At 44.8% G+C, this 19,995-nt stretch carries 20 protein-coding genes; 18 read left to right on the top strand and 2 right to left on the bottom strand.

The genetic code is table 11. The features are described 5' to 3' along the window. Window positions 1-109 precede the first annotated feature (109 nt). Window positions 110-1,537, bottom strand: coding sequence for an ammonia-forming nitrite reductase cytochrome c552 subunit (gene nrfA, locus R7Z10_RS21420; RefSeq protein WP_025998734.1), 1,428 nt, complete (start codon window positions 1,535-1,537; stop codon window positions 110-112). Between the two features lie 450 nt (window positions 1,538-1,987). Between nrfA and nrfB the strand changes: the two genes are divergently transcribed. The 15 genes from nrfB (at window position 1,988) to R7Z10_RS21345 (ending at window position 16,472) form a co-directional block, all read left to right on the top strand. Further along, entirely contained in the window at window positions 1,988-2,590 is a 603-nt protein-coding gene (gene nrfB, locus R7Z10_RS21415; protein ID WP_053306575.1) for a cytochrome c nitrite reductase pentaheme subunit, read from the top strand. Window position 2,591: 1 nt separating this feature from the next. Next, entirely contained in the window at window positions 2,592-3,278 is a 687-nt protein-coding gene (gene nrfC / locus R7Z10_RS21410; protein ID WP_017636123.1) for a cytochrome c nitrite reductase Fe-S protein, read from the top strand. Next, window positions 3,275-4,246 (top strand): cytochrome c nitrite reductase subunit NrfD, encoded by a 972-nt coding sequence (gene nrfD / locus R7Z10_RS21405; protein WP_318105900.1) that lies wholly within the window; start codon window positions 3,275-3,277, stop codon window positions 4,244-4,246. The genes nrfC and nrfD overlap by 4 nt, the downstream gene beginning before the upstream one ends. A 9-nt stretch (window positions 4,247-4,255) precedes the next feature. Beyond that, window positions 4,256-6,163: a heme lyase NrfEFG subunit NrfE gene (locus R7Z10_RS21400; RefSeq protein ID WP_318105898.1), complete on the top strand. Its 1,908-nt coding sequence runs from the start codon at window positions 4,256-4,258 to the stop codon at window positions 6,161-6,163. Continuing rightward, the gene (locus tag R7Z10_RS21395; RefSeq protein WP_054574739.1) at window positions 6,141-6,674 is read left to right on the top strand and encodes a DsbE family thiol:disulfide interchange protein; all 534 of its coding nucleotides are present in this window, start codon (window positions 6,141-6,143) and stop codon (window positions 6,672-6,674) included. Before R7Z10_RS21400 ends, R7Z10_RS21395 begins: the two co-directional genes overlap by 23 nt. Continuing rightward, window positions 6,661-7,071 (top strand): heme lyase NrfEFG subunit NrfF, encoded by a 411-nt coding sequence (gene nrfF, locus R7Z10_RS21390; protein WP_318105895.1) that lies wholly within the window; start codon window positions 6,661-6,663, stop codon window positions 7,069-7,071. The genes R7Z10_RS21395 and nrfF overlap by 14 nt, the downstream gene beginning before the upstream one ends. 146 nt (window positions 7,072-7,217) lie before the next feature. Beyond that, the gene (locus R7Z10_RS21385) at window positions 7,218-7,394 is read left to right on the top strand and encodes a hypothetical protein (protein WP_020480909.1); all 177 of its coding nucleotides are present in this window, start codon (window positions 7,218-7,220) and stop codon (window positions 7,392-7,394) included. Window positions 7,395-7,605: 211 nt separating this feature from the next. Further along, window positions 7,606-8,253, top strand: a complete 648-nt coding sequence (ribA, locus tag R7Z10_RS21380) for a GTP cyclohydrolase II (RefSeq protein ID WP_170893460.1) — start codon at window positions 7,606-7,608, stop codon at window positions 8,251-8,253. 174 nt (window positions 8,254-8,427) lie between these two features. Continuing rightward, window positions 8,428-9,690: an imelysin family protein gene (locus tag R7Z10_RS21375; protein ID WP_199266795.1), complete on the top strand. Its 1,263-nt coding sequence runs from the start codon at window positions 8,428-8,430 to the stop codon at window positions 9,688-9,690. A gap of 92 nt (window positions 9,691-9,782) precedes the next feature. Further along, complete coding sequence (locus R7Z10_RS21370) at window positions 9,783-11,165, top strand: di-heme oxidoredictase family protein (protein ID WP_318105890.1); 1,383 nt, start codon at window positions 9,783-9,785, stop codon at window positions 11,163-11,165. A 10-nt stretch (window positions 11,166-11,175) separates the two neighbouring features. Next, a complete protein-coding gene (locus tag R7Z10_RS21365; protein WP_033905647.1) occupies window positions 11,176-12,213 on the top strand; it encodes an imelysin family protein in 1,038 nt (345 codons plus the stop codon). Continuing rightward, a complete protein-coding gene (locus R7Z10_RS21360) occupies window positions 12,194-13,276 on the top strand; it encodes a DUF1513 domain-containing protein (protein ID WP_256902908.1) in 1,083 nt (360 codons plus the stop codon). The genes R7Z10_RS21365 and R7Z10_RS21360 overlap by 20 nt, the downstream gene beginning before the upstream one ends. Before the next feature lie 153 nt (window positions 13,277-13,429). After that, window positions 13,430-14,971 (top strand): murein L,D-transpeptidase, encoded by a 1,542-nt coding sequence (locus R7Z10_RS21355; RefSeq protein ID WP_005376852.1) that lies wholly within the window; start codon window positions 13,430-13,432, stop codon window positions 14,969-14,971. 166 nt (window positions 14,972-15,137) lie between these two features. Then, window positions 15,138-15,686: a DUF882 domain-containing protein gene (locus R7Z10_RS21350; RefSeq protein ID WP_031778936.1), complete on the top strand. Its 549-nt coding sequence runs from the start codon at window positions 15,138-15,140 to the stop codon at window positions 15,684-15,686. 129 nt (window positions 15,687-15,815) lie between these two features. Further along, window positions 15,816-16,472, top strand: a complete 657-nt coding sequence (locus tag R7Z10_RS21345; protein WP_005376855.1) for an MBL fold metallo-hydrolase — start codon at window positions 15,816-15,818, stop codon at window positions 16,470-16,472. Between the two features lie 18 nt (window positions 16,473-16,490). Here R7Z10_RS21345 and R7Z10_RS21340 read toward each other — a convergent pair whose 3' ends face one another. Further along, a complete protein-coding gene (locus R7Z10_RS21340; RefSeq protein WP_005376857.1) occupies window positions 16,491-17,156 on the bottom strand; it encodes a DUF2982 domain-containing protein in 666 nt (221 codons plus the stop codon). A gap of 273 nt (window positions 17,157-17,429) precedes the next feature. Here R7Z10_RS21340 and R7Z10_RS21335 point away from each other — a divergent pair, with 273 nt between their 5' ends. The 3 genes from R7Z10_RS21335 (at window position 17,430) to R7Z10_RS21325 (ending at window position 19,995) form a co-directional block, all read left to right on the top strand. Continuing rightward, the gene (locus R7Z10_RS21335; RefSeq protein WP_005376863.1) at window positions 17,430-17,834 is read left to right on the top strand and encodes a hypothetical protein; all 405 of its coding nucleotides are present in this window, start codon (window positions 17,430-17,432) and stop codon (window positions 17,832-17,834) included. Window positions 17,835-18,248: 414 nt separating this feature from the next. After that, entirely contained in the window at window positions 18,249-19,340 is a 1,092-nt protein-coding gene (locus tag R7Z10_RS21330; protein WP_017636112.1) for a TRAP transporter substrate-binding protein, read from the top strand. Between the two features lie 115 nt (window positions 19,341-19,455). Then, entirely contained in the window at window positions 19,456-19,995 is a 540-nt protein-coding gene (locus R7Z10_RS21325) for a TRAP transporter small permease subunit (protein ID WP_318105886.1), read from the top strand.

Here is a 19,995-nt window from a genome sequence, read left to right as displayed (position 1 = left end):
TTTTTGTCTCTCGATAGAATCAGGATGAAGAGATAAAGATAATAAAGAAAGAAAAGGGGCGTTCAGTACGCCCCTTGTTGTATCTATAAGTTAACCGTTGCCAGTTAGACTAATACGTGGCTTCGCGTTCAGCTGCTGCTTTATCCCACTCTGGCGCTACTGTTTCTAGGAAGTGTTTCTTGTCTGCGTTCATCTTATCCATATCCATGCCCAGTGCTTGTTGTGCTTTCGCTTTGGTCGAGATATCTGGAATTTGAACAGGGTCAGTAATGCCTTTGGTTGCCAGTAAACGAACCAATTTGGTACGGGCGTCAGCAGCGCGGTCAACTGCAGTACCTAGTACTTCAAGTGCTACCTCAGGAGCATGCATGTGAACACCGTGAGAAGCAATCGCGTAGTCCCAACGCCATTGTGCATGGCGAATATCTTGTAGGATAGGTTCCATCTCTGCTTCTGTTGCACCTGCTTTCCACGCTGCTCCTGCTTCAAAGTGTGCCGCTACGATTTGCTTCTCGGCGGTTAGCTTCATGTTCAGTACTTGCGCTTTGCGAGTCGAGACGATGCCTTGTAGCTGCTCTTTAGTTTGGGTATGGCATTGCGCACAGGTGTCTTCAAAACGATCAAATGGGTTACCCACTTTGTGGTCTGTGTACACCGTACCGTCTTCTTTGGTCACTTTAGGCATGTGGCAGTCCACACACACCACTTTGTTTTTACCATGAATACCCGCTCTCCAAGTTTCGAAACCTGGATGTTGCGCTTTTAGCATCGGCGCTTTAGATACGGCATGCGTCCAATCTTTGAAATTCAACGCGTCGTAGTATTTCTCCATGTCATTAACGGTGGTGCCCATATCCCATGGGAATTTAACCGCTTTAGTTGGGCCGGTGAAGTAGTATTCAACGTGACATTGAGCGCAGACCGATGCTTGCTTATCTAGGCGAGACTGTTCATCAAAGTTTTTACCAATAGTATCAAAAGCACGCTCGACGTATGGGCGAGTCAGTGCTAGCGCAGGTTCGCCTTTCTTGAAGGCTTCAGAGCCTGTGTTGTGGCAATCGGAACAACCGATAGGGTTGACGATTTCTGAGCCTAAGCGTGCCCATTTACCTTCGAAATAACCGTCTTCACCACGTTCATCAATCACGCGAGCAACGTCTGGGCTTTTACAGCTCCAGCACGCCATCGGCATAGGCCCGGACTTCTCGTCGGTTGGTGCGCCGGTACGTAAGGTTTGGCGAACATCATCAAGTGCGTAAAAGTGACCGCGCGCTTTGTTGTAGTCTTTCGCGAAGCCATAACCTGCCCACAGGATAACCATGTTTGGGTCTTCACTTAGAGCATCTTCAATGTGCTCACTTTCGGATGTTGCTTTCCAAGAATGGTATTGATCAGGGTGGTTCTGTTCAAAGACATCGTTACGAGGATCGATAAAATCCTTCTCTTCTGCCGCCAACGGAGCGTCAACCAAAAATAATTGGCTGGCGAATAAGGTCGCAACCGCAATAGGTGCGCTCATCCAGTGTTTTATGCTCACAGTGTTATCTCCATATTCGTTTTTATTAGCAGCGTTGTGAGGAGCTATTCCAAATAAGAACTGGAGATCTACGATTAATAATATTGCTTAATTGGATAGATGAAATAGTGAGTGAATCTTGTCTTGTTTTAGATCAATTTACACCAGTGATCTCAGTCATGTTTGAATTTATATACCTCTAAAGTGGTAGTTGTTAAGTCATTGTTCTGCAATGCTTTGGGTTTTTAACCTTTTTAAAAATAGGGTGATTTAGTTCGCTTTTTGAGCAGGCGTTTCTACCCCTTATGAATAATAGAGGTATTATAAATATAGGTTTAGCGTTGTGGCTTTCCGAAATAAGAATTGATGTCATTTGAAGATCTAAAAAATATCTTCAGAGGAAATTAATTGTCGCTCAAATAAATAATTGAGAATAGTTATCAATTATTATCGAGCTAAGGAAAGAACAATATGGGCAATATAAAATTGACCATAGAGACAATGCTGAAACTTCTCTTCGTCTTTGCCATCTATGGTTTCTCCATCGCCGCCCATGCGACTTCTTCAGAGCCGATTGAAGGTGCTCAAGCTGAGCGTCATCAAGTCGAGTTGATCCGTGACCGTGACTACAAGTGTCTGCAATGTCATAAGGATGCAAAAGAGACTCTGAACCTTTCGCATGACCCGCAAGCTCTACTCAGCCAAGGGAAGCAACTTAATTGCACCAATTGCCATAGCAACATTGGTCCCGACCATCGTGAAGGTGCGCCTGATGTGATTAAGTTTTCTGCCGCGCAATCGAAAGAGGTACACGACAAAGTGTTCCTTGATCCAAGCATGATTCTTAAAGCCAACGGCCAATGTGTGGATTGCCACGCACCGACACAGCTGAGAGAAAGCCACTGGACGCACGATGTGCACGCCAAAAACCTGACTTGTTCAAATTGCCACGATGTACACGCAGCGAAAACCAAAGCGTTGTCGTACGACAGAAAACAACTGATCAAGCAGTGTGTGGATTGTCACTCTGAATTTGCCGTCGAACCTGAACTTGCCAAAGAAGAGGAGAGATAGCATGAAATGTTCGAGAAGAAACTTTTTAGCCGGCAGCGGCGCGTTGATTTTAACTACAGGCGTTGCAGGCACTTCCGTTGTTAGCTCCTCTCTCTATGCCAGCAACAGTGAACAAGCGAAACGCATGGGTATGGTTCATGATGAAAATGCCTGTATTGGCTGTACCGCTTGTACCGATGCTTGTCGCGAAGTAAATAAAGTCCCTGAAGGCGTAACGCGACTTAAAATTCATCGCAGTGAACCGATTGGCGAATTTCCAGATGTGGAATACCAGTTTACTCGCGAATCCTGTCAGCACTGTGATAACCCACCATGTGTGTACGTTTGTCCAACAGGCGCTGCATACAAAGATGAAGCGACCGGCATCGTGGATGTGCACAAAGAGAAATGTGTCGGATGTGGTTATTGCCTTGCCGCTTGCCCTTACCAAGTGCGCTTCTTTAATCCAGTCGATCACTCTGCGGATAAATGTAACTTCTGCCGTGATACCAACCTAGCGCAAGGTAAACAGCCAGCTTGCGTGGAATCTTGCCCAACAAAAGCACTCATCTTTGGTGATTTGAATGACCCAACTAGCGAGGTGAGCAAAGCTATCGAAAGCCATGTTGTCTATCGCGATAAATCGCATTTAGGTACGCAACCTAAACTGTACAAAATTCCGCATAGCAAAGGAGAGGTGTCATCATGAACGGCTTCGAAAGTGCATTCCACTTTGACTCGTTAGTCTGGGATTGGATCATCGCGATTTACTTATTCCTTGCTGGGATGTCAGCAGGTGCGGTGATGATTTCTATCTATTTAAAACGCAAAGTGATTGAAGGTGATCCCGCAAACAACGGCATCATGAAAGCTATGGCTTGGCTTGCGCCATTTGGCATCATTGCTGGGTTGGCAATTTTGATTTTCCATTTAACCAAGCCTTTAGAGTTTTGGAAGATCATGATCTACTACAACCCAACGTCTGTGATGTCGATGGGCGTGATCTTGTTCCAAGTGTACATGCTGGTGCTGTTTGTTTGGATCGGCGTTATCTTCCGCCATCAAATCATCAGCTTTTGTGAGGGTAAGTTACCGAGCAAACTGTTGGATTTTGCCGATGGCATTTTGATTAAGGCGGGGAAAGCCAACAACGCAATTGAATTGTTCTTGGGCTTCTTAGCCATCGTGCTTGCAGCGTACACTGGCTTTCTATTGTCTGCATTGAAGACTTACCCAATGCTAAACAATCCAGTACTGCCAATCTTGTTCCTGTTCTCTAGTTTGTCCTCGGGTGCAGCGGCATGCTTGATGTTCGGCATCTTGGTGTTTAAAGAGTCGACCAGCAGCCCAAGTGTGTCTTGGGTACACGGATTTGAACGCCCAGTAGTATTGTTTGAGCTGTTTGTCTTAGTGACTTTCTTTACTGGACTGATCTTCAGCGGTGGTCAGAACGAAGTCGCGGCTTGGAATGCTATTTCGAGTGGATTCTGGGCTCAATGGTTCTGGGGTGGGGTAGTGTTCATCGGCATGATAACGCCTTTGACTCTCAATTGGTTGGCGCCTTCTGAAGTGCGCCACAAAGGCAGTTACGTTTTTGTGGTCACGACGTTGAGCTTGGTTGGCGTACTTATGCTGCGTACTTTCATTCTATATGCCGGTCAAATGACCATAGTGTAAGGGGGATAAATGGAAGCTGAGCTAGGGTTCTTCTTACTGATATTGGTGGCTGTAACATCGACTTGTGCATCGTTGCTGCATTGGCTACGTCGTGCTATGAGTAAGAAGGCGACATTGCCACATCAAGTCGCGATGTCCCACATCATTAGCTTAGCTTCCTTCATTTGTTTAGCACTTCTGATCGTCTGCTTCGTGCAAGACAACTTCGCGTTGGAATATGTTGTTACGCATTCCAACAGTCAACTTCCCGTAGCATTCAAGATTGCTGCCGCTTGGGGCGGGCACCAAGGCTCCATGTTGTTTTGGGTCGTCACCTTGAGTTTATGGGCGTCGTTTATTGCATTTAAGTCACCGCTCAACGCCCAATATACTTGTGACTGTTTAGGAATCATGAACCTTCTTATTGCGACATTTGCTTGGTTCACGTTAATGACCTTTAACCCGTTCGAGTATGCCCAAGTATTGGCGTCGGAAGGGCGAGATCTAAACCCAATGTTGCAAGATGTTGGGCTTATCATTCATCCACCATTGCTTTATCTCGGTTATGTCGGTTACGCAGCAATATTAGCTTTTGCATTAGCAGCGCTATTGGGTAAACAACCGATGAGCGATTGGTATGTGGTTGCTCGAAGCGCAGCGTTTTTTGCATGGGGAACGCTCACGTTGGGTATCTTGGTGGGATCATGGTGGGCGTACAATGAGCTAGGGTGGGGCGGCTGGTGGTTTTGGGACCCTGTGGAGAACGCTTCTCTACTCCCTTGGCTTACTGGTACTGCTTTGTTGCACAGCGGTGTTGTCGCAACACGTAACAGAGGCGCAATTTGGAGCACCTATGCACTGGCGTTTGCTACGTTCAGCCTAAGCATTTTAGGGACATTTGTGGTGCGCTCTGGCGTGCTGACTTCAGTGCACGCTTTTGCGGTGGACCCAACTAAAGGTTTGGTGCTGATTGGTGTATTGAGCTTGCTTGTCATTATCACTTTTGGCGTATTGATTTTGCGAGGAGAACAACTCCCTCGCTTCAAACTTCAATCTCTAGCGAGCCGAGCTTACACTGCTTACATCGCCAAAGGGCTGCTGGTTATTGCGACTGCTATCGTTTTTCTTGGCACTTTTTATCCGATGGTTTATCAACTGCTCGGTTTAGGAAACATTTCAGTTGGCGCACCTTATTTTAATAGTCTGATCTTGCCATTAAGCATACTGGCTCTGATTGCCTTAGCTTTCATGCCGCTGCTGAAATGGACAAAAGGCACAGTGCCGAGTGTAAGCACTGATATCGCGATTAGTATTGCGTTATCTATAGTCTCTGGGATCGGGTTTATGTTCTCAGTGAACGTACTGCATTTCGAAGTATTGCTAACCATAATATTGGCTACTTGGGTGATTGTGGCGCATCTCGTTATGCTGTTTCGCTGTTCCAATAAGCGCAAACTCATGCCAATCGTGATGGCACATATCGGTTTTGCGCTGGCGGTGAGTGGAGCTGTATTCAACAGTCACTACTCATATGAACATAATTTACGTGTCGAACCCGGCAGTTCTCAACAAAGGGCGGGGATCACTATCGATTATCATGGTATCGAATGGCTGGTGGGGCCAAACTACACCGCGGAACAAGGACAGATCACCTTGCACTTGGAAGATGGCCGCATGCTCAATTTCAACCCGCAAAAGCGTCATTACCCTGTGCGAGTGATGAATATGACCGAGCCTGCGATTCGTTCACTATGGCATGGCGATTATTACGTGACATTGGGTGACAAAGTCGATACTCATGCTTATGCGATTAAAGTTCAGTACCGCGCAGGTATTTGGTGGATATGGTCTGGCGGGCTACTAGCTGTGTTTGGTGCGCTATTAACCGGCCTAAAGAAAAGGAGAGAGGCTATCAATGCGATCGAGAAATACGCTTAAACTCGCAGGTCTCGTTGTGGCTGTTGCCGTGTTTGCTGTAGTAACTGCGGTGGCTTTGTCTGAGCGACCACATGTTGAATTGTCCCCACAACGAAATTTAGAGACACCTAATTTTCGCTCTACTTCTCTGATCTCTGATGACATGGTTTCTGAGCAGTTGTTCAAAAGCGACGGATATAAATTATTGAATGTTTGGGCATCTTGGTGCGGAGTATGCAAACGAGAGCATGAAGAATTATTGCAGTTAGCAGAACTCGGTGTGCCTATTATTGGGCTGAATTATAGAGATCAAAAACAAGCCGCTCGTGAATATTTGAGCTCTAAACGAAATCCATATATTGAAGTAATTAGTGACCCTAATGGAAAGCTCGCTGTGGAGCTAGGTGTTATCGGAACGCCGGAAACTTACTTGATTGATCCAAATGGTCGTATATTGATCAAATATCGTGGAGAGCTAACGGCAGATAAATGGAACGATATATTTTCAGGATACTTGAATGTTTCGATTTAATAATCTTCTCCTCACTTTAATCCTATTTATACTATTTTCTCCTTTCACGAGAAGTGCGGATATAGAACAGAATGTTGATCTGTTTGAATTTCATTCTGTTGAAGTGCAACAGCGTGCAACCTCGTTAGCCAAGACATTACGCTGCCCGCAGTGTCAAAACCAAAACCTTGTCGAGTCTAATGCACAAGCGGCTAAAGACCTGAGGTTGAAAGTGTATACGATGGCCAATGAAGGCAGCTCAGATCAAGAAATAAAGGACTATCTAGTTGCTCGTTATGGGAATATTGTTCTGTATCAACCACCATTAAATTATTCCACGGCGCTGTTGTGGATCTTTCCTGTGCTATTTTTGATCTTTTTTGTCTTATATTCGATCCGAATGGTGAAGCGTATTTAATGTGACCGTTATTCCACTATTAAAAATAAATTGTGCACTTAACAAGCAGAATGTTATCATTTTTCCGAATTTATGAAGTTTCCAGTATAAAGAAAATAAAAATTTTGAGCTGGATAAGTAATAAAAGAACGAAATAGGTGCACGCAGTGGATTCAGTTATATTACAACTTAAAAAAGACTTCTATTCGCAGATTCGTGCATTGCAATCACCGAACCTGCCTCAAGTTACTTCAACGCTCGCCGTGTTGACCGACGAGGAAATCCAAGAACTCGAAGCAGTTTGGATTGAACTCGCCGTTTGGAAGCGCAGTCAGACCCATTAAAAGATAGACCAAACGACCTTCTTGAAACCCCAGACAAAATTTGTCTGGGGTTTTTTATTGTAGTTTTTTTAAATTGTTATAATATAACAATTGTTCAGTTGGAGAGTGGTTCTCTTTTGCTGTCTTGAGTGGATAACTGCCCTCAATTGTGATCTCTATATTGCAAAATGCGGTATCAGTCCCCATAGTTGAAGAGCAACGAGTAAATCCCATGAATGCAATAACGAAAACGCATCAAGCAATAAATCGAGTGAGTATAGATATGGCGGAAGTACGTGCCAGAGTAGATTTTAAAGTCGGGGCAAAAAGTAACATTGATGCCGAAATTCTGTCTTTCCATGGTCTGAAGACAGACAAAGAGCATGTTGCTATTATCTTTAAACAAGCGGACCAAACTCAGGACATGCCTTTAGTTCGTATGCACTCTGAGTGTTTGACAGGCGATGTGTTCCACTCTTCACGCTGTGACTGTGGTGAGCAACTAGAAGAGACGATCAATCGCATGGGCGAGTCCGGTGGTATCATCTTGTATCTCCGTCAGGAAGGTCGTGGTATTGGTTTGTACAATAAGATCGATGCATACCGCTTACAAAGCCAGGGCATGAACACGTACGAAGCTAACAACCATTTGGGCTTTGATGATGACCTGCGTGATTTCACAGAAGCAGCACAAATGCTAGAAGCTTTAGGCGTGAATAAGATCCGCCTTGTGACGAACAACCCTAAGAAAATCCGTGAGTTATCTGAGTACGGAATTGAAATTGGCGAGGTTGTCAACACCTCTGCACATATCAAAGATGGCAACGAAAATTATCTGAAGGCAAAAGTCTCTCACGGAAAACATGACCTAAAGGTTTAATCCTAAAGACAAAACTGACAATAAAGCCTGTGAAAAACCTCATTTTTATGAGGTTTTTTTGTATCTGGAGTTGCAAATAAATTGTAAATTTGTATTATCTCGAGACTAAAGTGCAAATAAGAATAATTAGCACTACCAATACGATAATTGAAAAGCTCAACAAGGATGCTTCAGATGAATGCAAAAAAAGTTTTAGTCCAATCTATTGCTGCATCACTCCTCATTGCCAGTGGTTCTACCGTTGCTGCCACAGTAACTAAACAACAAGTAGTCGAACATTACGCGGACGTTGCCCATGCTGTGTTTGCTGATTCAGTAACAACAGCGAAAGCGCTTGATGTAAAAATCGACGAATTTCTAAAATCACCATCAGCGAAAAAGCTTGAAGAAGTAAAACAAGCTTGGCTAGATTCTCGCGTTCCTTACCAACAGTCTGAAGTTTTCCGTTTTGGTAACGCGATTGTTGACGATTGGGAAGGTCAGTTAAACGCGTGGCCACTTGATGAAGGTCTGATCGACTACGTAGCAGCGGACTACCAATACGAATTGGGTAACGAAGGTGCGGCTGCAAACATCATCGCAAACACAAGTCTGCAGATTGGTGCTTCTAAACTGGACGTTTCAAAAATTACGCCAGAATTACTAGCAGATTTAAACGAAGTAGGTGGTTCTGAGGCAAACGTTGCATCAGGTTACCACGCGATTGAATTCTTGCTTTGGGGCCAAGACCTAAACGGCACTAACGCAGGTGCAGGTCAACGCGCTTACACTGATTTCGTTGTGGGTTCTGAGTGTACGAATGGCCATTGTGAGCGTCGTGGAGAGTACCTAAAAGCAGCCGCTGATCTACTGGTTCAAGACCTTGAGTGGATGGAAAAGCAGTGGTCTGCTGAAGTAAAAGGTAACTACCGTGAAGAGCTACTGAACGACTCAGCGGACAATGGTCTACGTAAGATGCTATTCGGCATGGGTTCTCTTTCTCTAGGTGAGCTAGCGGGTGAGCGCATGAAAGTGGCACTAGAAGCGAACTCAACTGAAGACGAGCACGATTGTTTCTCAGACAACACGCATAATTCTCACTACTACAACGAGCAAGGCATCTACAACGTTTACACAGGTACATACAAAGGTGTAAACGGCAAAGAGCTATCTGGTCCAAGTATTGCTGATCTTGTTGCTCAAAAAGATAAGAAAGCCGCGACCGACATTCAAAAGCAGTTTGATACAACACTTAGCCAAGTTGGTGAGCTAGTGACTTCTGCAGAGAAGAATAACCAGCATTTTGACCAACTTATTGCGGCGGGTAACGCACAAGGCAACGCGCTGGTAAACGACACCATCATGTCGTTGGTAGCGCAAACTGGTGCGATTGAGCGAGCGGCAAACATTGTCGGCATCGACAGCCTAAGCCCTGATACTGCTGACCACGAGTTTTAATAAGAAAACCATAATAAATAAGGGCTCTTTGTGAGCCCTTTTGACGTTTGAGCTCGTTGTTATCACCCTTGTTGTCTATGTAGAGCAATGATATGAAGCCATACCTAATTTCTGCGCTAGCCGCGATCCTTTCTTCTTCTGCCATGGCTTACGATGTTAAGTCTGGAGGCAAAACCAGTGTTAAAAAAGACGGCGCGAATGCCTATTCTCTTCCTGCTGCTAACTTGCCAATGAGCAAACGCCTCGATTTTAGCGTCGGTAACAGCTTTTTCCGCAACCCTTGGGTACAAGCGCCAGCGTCAACAGACGCTCGTGATGGCTTAGGCCCGCTTTTTAACACCAATGGTTGTCAGAATTGTCACATCAAAGACGGTCGTGGTCATCCGCCAGAGAAAGATGATTTACATGCCGTGTCTATGTTAGTGCGCTTAAGCATTCCTGCGATGACGCCAGAACAAAAGAAAGCCTACATCAAAGACGGTGGCATACCTGAGCCGACTTATGGTGGCCAGCTTCAAGATTTCGCCCTGCAAGATCAAACGCCAGAAGGCAAAATCGAAATCACTTACACCGATGTCCCAGTGAAATTTAAAGACGGTACGACGGTGACACTAAGAAAACCTCATTTGAACATTACCGAGCTGGGTTACGGCGATATGCACCCAGATACCGAGTTCTCAGCACGCGTGGCACCGCCAATGATCGGCCTTGGTTTGTTAGAGAGTATTCCCGACGAAACGCTACTTGCTTGGGCTGATGAACAAGATGCCGACAAAGACGGTATCTCAGGCAAAGTAAATAAAGTGTGGGATATTGAGAGGGACAATTTCTCGATTGGTCGTTTTGGCTGGAAAGCAGGACAACCGACGCTAATGCAGCAAAATGCAGCAGCATTTAATGGTGATGTGGGTCTTACGAGCCATTTATTCCCAAATGAAAACTGTACCTCGAAACAAAGCATTTGTGACGACATGCCAAATGGCGGCAAACCAGAAGTGAGTGAAAATATTCTCGATTTCGTAGAGTTTTACAGCCAGCACTTAGCTGTACCTATTCGCCGTAATGTCAATGACCCTAACGTGAAACTTGGTCAGCAAATCTTTGCTGCGTCTGGCTGTGAAAGCTGCCACAAGACCAGTGTTAAAACGGCGAAACGACCAGAGTTACCAGCGCTTTCTGAGCAGCTTATCCACCCATACACCGACATGCTTTTGCATGACATGGGTGAAGGCTTAGCCGATAACCGTCCGGAATATCAAGCAAACGGCCGCGAGTGGCGAACAGCACCGCTATGGGGCATTGGTTATACCGAAGAAGTAAACGGACACACTTACTTTCTACATGATGGCCGCGCTCGTAACCTGATGGAAGCGGTGTTGTGGCACGGCGGCGAAGCTGAAACGGCGAAACAAAACGTCTTAGCACTGAACAAAAAAGAACGTGACGCATTGATTGCGTTTCTGAATTCTCTATAAGGAAGCAACCATGAAAAAAACACTATTAGTGAGTGCGATTGCCGCAACGTTAAGTTTGGTTGGTTGCCAATCGACCATCGGTTCGAGCTCAGCCAAGCCTGAGAGTACAAGTCATATTTCTCAAAGCGTGTACGAGGTCGAGTTTCAATCAGCTCAGACGTTTTTAGCGCAAACCACAGAACTTGAACAACGCTTCGCAGATTACTGCGCATCAGAGTCGAAGGATGATGCACAAGTAAAACAGCAGTGGCATCAAACGATGCTTGCGTGGATGGCATTACAAGGTCAAGAACGTGGCCCTGCTACGGCGCTGGAGCAAAGCTGGAATGTTCAGTTTTGGCCAGATAAAAAGAACACTACTGGTCGTAAAATGTCTGTATTGACGAAATCTGACCAAGCTTGGAGTGCAGAAGATATCTCCACCCAAAGTGTCACCGTGCAAGGTTTAGGGGCTCTGGAATGGCTGCTTTACGATAAAGCGTCGACCTTATCTAGCAACAGCAATACTTGTGTGACAGGCGTAGCGATTGCAGAAAACCTCGATAACAAAGCGCAGATCATCGCGGATTCTTGGGCAGAGAACCCTTGGAAATCGCTAGAGATGACGGAATGGGAGTCTGAGTACATTTCACTGCTCTCGAATCAGCTTGAATACAGCATGAAGAAGTTGAGCCGACCGCTAGCGAAGATTGGTAAGCCTCGCCCGTATTTCTCAGAATCGTGGCGTTCAGAGACCTCGCTTTCAAACTTAAAAGCCAACCTTCAAGGGATGGAAGCGTTGTACTTTGCTAACGGGAATGGTCTAGATGCGCTACTTAGAGAGCAAGGCCATGCAGATCTCGCAGACCGTGTTGTTCATCAGTTTGAAATGGCGTTAGAAACTTGGCCAGAGGATAAGAGCTTGTTTGCTGCACTACAAACAAAAGAAGGCTATCGCATGGTGCTCGCTCAATACAACAAGCTAGAGCAATTGAAGTACCTGATTCACGAAGAAGTGGCGATCGAGCTTGGCGTAGTTATAGGATTTAATGCAACCGATGGTGACTGATCAAACCCGCCGAACTTTGCTGAAAGCCGCTCTATTCGGGGCGGCTACACCTATGATGCCATTTGGTTGTTCTTCAACAAGCTCACGTGAGCCTGCGTTGATCGGCTGCTCTATCATTGGCCGAGATAAATATGCAGCGGTGGTGGCGGATGAGCATGGTATGCCGCTATCTTCATTGCCGATTCCTGAGCGTGGTCACGGTGTGGCAACCAACCAACAAGGCCACGCCGTAGTTTTTGGTCGTCGACCAGGTACTTTCTTCATGGTATTTGATTATCGCTCAGGGCAGATGATCAAACTGCAACTAGCAAAGTCAAATCGTCATTTCTATGGGCATGGCGTTTACTCCCACGATGGCACGTTGCTATTTGCCACAGAAGGGGAGAGGGGGACAAGTCGTGGGATCATTGGTGTTTATGATGTGCAGAAGCAATATCAAAAAATCGATGAGTTAACGGGTTTTGGTCTTGGTCCTCATGAAGTGATCATGATGCCTGATGGCGCATTAGCGATTGGCGTCGGTGGCGTACACACCAACGGCCGTGAACCTCTCAATCTTGATAGCATGAGACCGAGTCTGAGTTACCTTTCACAGGAAGGGGAGCTATTGGATCAAGTGTCTTTACCGGATCATAAGTTGAGTATTCGCCATTTAGCTCATGATGGTGCGGAAACCGTGCTTTGTGGTCAGCAATATCGTGGTGAGCCGGACGAGTATCCAGCCTTGATCGCCATGCACACGCGTGGTGGTGAAATGCAAGATCTTCAAGCTGAGCCTGAAGAGTGGGCGCGTTTCAATCACTACGTTGCGAGTATTGCAGCAACCGATGAATGGATCTTAGCCACTTCCCCTCCGGGCAGTTGTTATGGTATGTGGTCTAAATCTACGGGCAAATTGGTAGAGCTAAGTGCGTTACCAGACGCCTCTGGTGTTGTGGTCTATGGCGATGAGTTCCGAGTCAGCTCTGGGGCGGGAAAAGTGGTAGAGCAAAGACCAGAGGAGTCAAAAAGTACCTTCGCAAGCGGAGTGCAATGGGACAACCATTGGTCGAGAATTATCTAGAAAGATCATTGAGTAATTACTTATAGAGAGTTTTGTTGTCGTTTTCGGCATCAGATTCTTAATTTTAAACCTGCAAGCTGTGAGATATTTGCCATACTTTTTATTATGGCAAGTAGCGCAAGGATCATTTCAGTGTTTGCTAGGGTTTTAATCATGACGGCACTTCTGGTGCCGTTTTGCAGCTTTTCCACCGTCGTTTCTCTCGAAGCTTCAGCGCAAGTCGAGCAAGAGGGAGCGGTACAAAAGCTGTCTGTAGAAAAAATGATCCATTATCCAGAGGTGATTGATCAACTGTATCAAAGCACCAATTACCGTTTGAACTGGGAAAATGAAAGTGATATTGAGCAGTTTCTTTTTCAAGTAAACCTGGTTGCACTTGCGGATGTCACCGATGAATTCGAAAATCAACTTCACCGGATAAACCAAGTAAGGTGGCAGGGAGATAATCTCGACTTCGATTTAGTGATGACAGATTCACTCTTGATGTACCTTAGTTATCTTGAGCAACTCCCCGAAGAAGGGATTAATTGGCTATTTACAGACAAAGCCCATGTTACGTTACCCGCTCCTAGCATCGATACTTTATCGGTTCTGAGTAATGAGATTACGGTTGGCAAACTTGGTCAGTTTTTGGCAAGTCTCCGGTCTCCATTACAAACAGATGATGCTTTCTACTCCGCCTATTCTTCGCTATCGGAACATTCTCAGTACCAATATCCTGCCTATCAACAAACTGGGCTAGCACGTGTTGGCGATATATTAGAAAACAGACCCCTATTGATTGAGCGAATGGAGATCGTAGGCGTAGATGTTTCTTACTTGGATTTAGTCACTGAAGAATATGACGAACAATTAGAGCTTGCGATAAAAGAGTTCCAGCGTATTCATGGTTTGAAAGAAGATGGCGTTATCGGCCCGAATACCATTCGATGGATCAACTTTTCTCCTCAAGAGCGATTGCATCTGTTGGCGTTGAATTCTGAGCGTTCAAGAATTTGGTCGAAAGAAAGGGATAATGTTGTCTTTGTTAACGTGCCTGGATACGAAGTCACGTATTGGCATGACGGTCAACCCTTGTTTGAGTCTAAAGTCGTGGTAGGGAGAGCATCAAGAAAAACGCCCATCATGTCGGTAGCACTGGATTCAGTTATTCTCAACCCAACTTGGAACGTGCCTTGGACTATCATGGTTAAAGACATTATTCCTAAAGTAAAACGTAATCCGATGTATTTGATTAACCATAACATTCAAATCATTCGGTCTTGGACTTCGAACGAAATTATTGATCCTACAACCATCAATTGGGCAACGGTGAATCCGAGAACATTTCCTTATCGTATGCGACAGGCGTCGGGCTTACAAAATGCACTGGGATTGTACAAGTTCAATATGCCTAACCCACAAGCTATTTATTTGCATGACACGCCAAGTAAAAACTTGTTTGAACAGGACAGACGCGCATTCAGCTCAGGATGTGTTCGTGTAGAACATGCAGACCAGTTAGCAGAACTTCTGTTCAAAACTCAGGGGTTGGAAGAACGTTTAGCGAAAAAGCGAGAAAGTTCTCGTCGGTCTAACACGTCAGTTCCTTTGGGAGAGCGCATTCAAGTACACATCATTTATCAAACAGCATGGTTGGAAGAGGGAACGCTTTACTACCGTGATGATATCTATAAGTACGATCACCGCAGTTGAAATCTTTAAGGAAAATTTACAAAACGAAGAATTCTCTTTTCGTTCAATAATTAAACAATAATTACTGCGTCTGAAAATCAAGATGGAGTGTTTTATGCGTTTGACGTGACAAATGTGTTTGGTTAATGTCCACGACTTGTCTAGTTGTTGAGCACTGTATTTTGAAATGGTAAGTCGTAACTTTTCCCGCCGAGATTTCCTTAAAATGACCGCTGGTGGTGTGGTGTTGGCGTCTGCCCTGCCATCATTTTCTTGGGCTTCACTCCCTGACGAGCCACGTGCGCTGGCGATGAACAATCTTAATACTGGAGAGATCCTCGAAACATGCTATTTCGATGGAAAACGATACATTAATGATGAACTTCAAAGGCTGAATGAGTTTTGTCGAGACCATCGACGAAATGAGGTTCATCCCATGGATCGACGCTTGTTCGATCAAATAAGTCAAATTCAAAAGTTAATTGGTACAGAAGCAGAGGTGATCGTCATTTCAGGTTACCGTTCTCCTGCCACTAACGCCTCGCTGCGCAACGGGTCTTCTCGTGTAGCGAAAAAGAGCATGCACATGGAAGGAAAGGCCATTGATTTCCGTTTAGACGGCGTGAAGCTTTCAACGGTTCGTGATGCTGCATTAAGCCTAAAAGCCGGTGGCGTGGGTTATTATCCAGGCAGTAACTTTGTTCATATCGATACGGGTGCTGTTCGTTCCTGGTAGTGCCAGTTGAGACAAGGTTTCTAGTCTCAGAACGTCGTCGATTACCCACAGTTCAAAGCTTGAAGTCGCTAGGCCTTAGTGTCATAGTTGCGGCAGTTTTCACGCAAATTTATTCGGTATAGGTTATCTATGGCTCTGAAATACCAAGTTGTTCCAGTAACATCTTTCTCTCAAAACTGTTCTATTGTCTGGTGTGACGAAACCATGAAAGGCATTGTGGTTGACCCAGGCGGCGATGAAAAGCAGCTCGCTATGCTTATCAAAGAGCTGGGTGTTGACGTGGTAAACCTAGTGCTAACTCACGGTCACTTGGACCACGTAGGTGGCACGGAGCCGCTGTCTGCACTGCTTGGCGGTACAGAGATTGTTGGTCCTCACAAGGCAGATAACTTCTGGTTGCAAGGTTTGGAAGGTCAGAGCCAAATGTTTGGTTTCCCACTGACAGAAGCGTTTGAACCGCACCAATGGCTAAATGAGGGTGACACTGTCACTTTTGGTAATCAAGTGCTGAACGTATTCCACACACCTGGTCATACACCTGGTCACGTTGTGCTTTACAGTGAAGAAGCGCGTTTAGCGTTTGTGGGTGACGTTTTGTTTAACGGTAGCATTGGTCGAACTGACTTCCCACAAGGCGATTTCAATACGTTGATTAGCTCTATCAAAGAGAAATTGTGGCCTTTAGGCAATGATGTCACGTTTGTCCCTGGTCACGGCCCTCAATCGACTTTCGGTCATGAGCGTAAAACTAACCCGTTCGTTGCTGACGAGATGCCGCTTTACTAAAAGTGCGTGTACTAAGCATTATTCTGGCTCGGCGGCAGCTAAGTATCGCCGAGTCAGTCCCACAAAATCCTCAGCCTCACGATCTAGATCACTTGCTGATATAAATAGATCGTAGCCATAAAAGCCTCTCTGATACTTCATCCGGTTGGCGAGCATCGCTAACAAACCTTTGTACTCAATCCCATCTCTGTTTATATACGGTTTAGGGTCAAGCACCATATCCTCAAACTTATCTTCACACTGATTTTGTTTCGCGCCTAAGTAAAGCAGTGCTCGCTGGCTGAGGAGAATTTCAGTCGCTATACGAGGGCAGATTGAATTTAAGTAGGGTGAGTAGTGTTTTAGACGAATACCGATCCAAGGTAGCGGTTGGTGCCAGCCTTCCTGTTGGTAGCTACAAATACCGATTGACTCAATATTTCGCCATCTGACGACCCAACCTCCTTTAAAAAGGTGTTGCTGAAAGTGAGAAGCTGTCAGCGTAAAAGTGACTTGGCTTTTCTTAATCATCAAGATGGCGAAACCAACGATTGCAGACATCAAAATGACCGACAACATGGCTTGCTTCCATCCCGGAGAAATGGCAACCAAAAACAAAGTGATGAGTGCAACGAGCAACAAAAGTATTCTGTTGATAGGGGAGTCGGGTTTGAAATGTGAATTTGTTAGGTGCAGCGTTTCCATGCTTATAACCTCATCGAATACTTGTTCAAAAATGAGTGGGCAGCTTTATGTGCATTGACTTGCATTCAAAATAAAACAAACCTCTGTTTTTATACCCAGTATTCAATAAATCCGTTCATAAAATATCTGATTAAATAGTAGACGTTCTATGCTTTGAGCGCATTTTTCATCGCGTTTCGCCGCTAAAACCTACAAATTGCTTGTGAATTTTGGTATAAAACGCGCTTCAAATTTTCATCCCTGCTGAGATGCAGTGAACTGGAGAAATATTCAATGAGACTTGCTCATAAGCGTAAAGTGCAGATGAAACTGCAAAAACGCATTAAAGCGACAGTAGCAAACTTAGCTGCAGCACCTAAAGCAGTGAAGCCTGTTGCGGAAAAAGCAGTAGCACCTTCTGTTGCTGAAAAAGCTGTTGCGGAGAAAGTAGTAGCTGATAAAAAAGTAGCTGCAGTGAAAACAGTTGATGTTGCCCTTACTCCTAAGCAACAACAAGTATTAGACATCGTTATGGCGAATGCTGAAGGTATTAACCCTAAAGGCATCGGTCTAGCTGCAGGTCAAGAAGATACTAAAGCGGCATCATGGGCTACTGGCGCACTAAAGAAGCTTCTTGAAGAAAACCTAGTTCAAAAAGAGCAGTTAGCAGGTAACAAAGTTATCTACAAAGCAGTTTAATTACCGCTACCGTTCTAGATTGAATACCTCGGCCGATGCCGAGGTATTTTTTTATCTTGGTATTGGAAATAATGCATTAAGTTCTGACTTTAACACTACCAATAAGTGGTTTGTCACATTTTCTTAAATACTATGTAAATTTTTTGGCAGAAAAATACGTAAGTATTGTCTTTTATTTTTATTCATAGATAAAAATATAATTTATTGATTTTGCTATTATTAGTCTTTTGTCATGACGGTTTTCCTACGTACTTGTACGTAATACCTTAGGCTAATGCCTTATTGATGAATCACTCGCTTCCGTGTTCATGCCCATTTCGCATTAGACAACATTGTTACATCTTTTATACCGAATACAGCCAATCCTAATGAAATGGATGACAACAATAACCTTGGTGATAAAGGACGTGAACGATGAGTCTAATCCAAAAATCTTTAAAACGAGTGCTCAAAACAACCGCTGTCGCTGCCGCGATGGCACTCGCAGCGACTTCTGTAAACGCTGCTGAAAAAGTCTATCGTTTAAAGCTTGCTGAAACTTGGGGGCCTAATTTCCCAATTTTTGGTGATACCACAAAAAACATGGCCAAAATGGCGGAAGAGATGTCCAACGGACGTTTGCAAATCCGCATTGATTCCGCAAACAAGCATAAAGCGCCTTTTGGGGTGTTTGATATGGTTAAGTCGGGTCAGTATGACATGGGTCACTCAGCGTCTTATTACTGGAAGGGTAAGGTTCCAAACACACTTTACTTCACTTCTATGCCCTTCGGTATGTTGCCAACTGAGCAGTATGCATGGTTTTACTACGGCGGTGGTATGGAGCTGATGGAAAAAGTGTACTCTCCACATAACTTGATGTCTTTCCCTGGCGGTAATACCGATACTCAGATGGGCGGGTGGTTCCAAAAAGAGATCAAGTCCGTCGAGGACTTACAGGGTTTGAAAATGCGTATCCCAGGATTTGCTGGTGAGATTTTGGCTGAGTTAGGTGCCAAGCCAACGAATATCGCCCCTGGTGAGCTATATACTTCTCTAGAGCGTCGCACAATTGATGCCTTGGAATGGGTTGGTCCATCGCTGGATCTACGTATGGGCTTCCACAAAATCGCGCCTTACTACTACACAGGTTGGCATGAGCCAGCGACTGAGCTTCAGTTCCTCGTTAACAAGCGCACCTGGAACCGTCTACCTGATGATCTAAAAGCGATTTTGCAAGTAGCCATGAAAACGGCCGCTTACGATATGTACACGCAATCGAAACACGAAAGCGGCAAAAACTGGGCATCTATTAAGTCTGAATACCCAAATGTTGAAGTAAAAGATTTCCCACCTGAAGTCGTAGCTGCGTTGCGAGAAGCAAACGATCGTTTGTTGAAAGAACATGCAGAAAAAGATGCTTTGGCGAAAGAGATTCAAGAGTCGCAAGCGAACTATATGAATCAAGTTCGACCATGGTCAGATATTTCGCACCGAGCGTACTTAAACAGTCAAGCTCAACAATAACGTTATGAAGCAGGCGATGCCAAGAGGTTTAGCCTGCTATCGAAGCCCAAGAAAACTTCATAATGAATGCTCCGCACCATAGCGGAGCGCATCTAAACGTTCCACGGAGTTCGGAATGAGAAGTCTTATTTATATTGAGCGATTATTTAACCGCTTTAGCGATTTTCTCGGATGGTTATCCAGCATCCTGTTTATTTTGTTGTTAGCAAACGTTGTGTACGACGTTGTCATGCGTTACGTGTTTAATGATGTGTCTATCGCATTCCAAGAAATGGAATGGTATCTATTCTCTGCCGTGTTCTTGCTTGGTGTGCCTTACGCAATTAAGTCCGGTGGCCATGTTCGCGTCGACATTTTTTATGAACGCTTATCTTACAAAGCACAATCCATCATCGACATCATAGGCACACTATTTTTCTTATTCCCTTTTTGCCTACTGGTAGCTTGGTTTGGTATTGATTTCGCCAAGGAAAGTTACGCGTTAGGCGAGACGTCTGGTGACCCAGGTGGCTTACCATATCGTTGGATTATCAAAGCGATGATTCCGCTGTCATTTTTCTTTATGGCGGTGAGTGGTATTGGATTATTACTTCATTCAATCAACAAAATTGTCAACCCTCATCTCATCTATGCCGGTAATAACGGTAAGTCGTAA

It is taken from the genome of Vibrio sp. Vb1018 (assembly GCF_033338775.1).
GTDB classification, from domain to species: domain Bacteria; phylum Pseudomonadota; class Gammaproteobacteria; order Enterobacterales; family Vibrionaceae; genus Vibrio; species Vibrio alginolyticus.
This window is presented reverse-complemented; position numbering and strand designations above follow the sequence as displayed.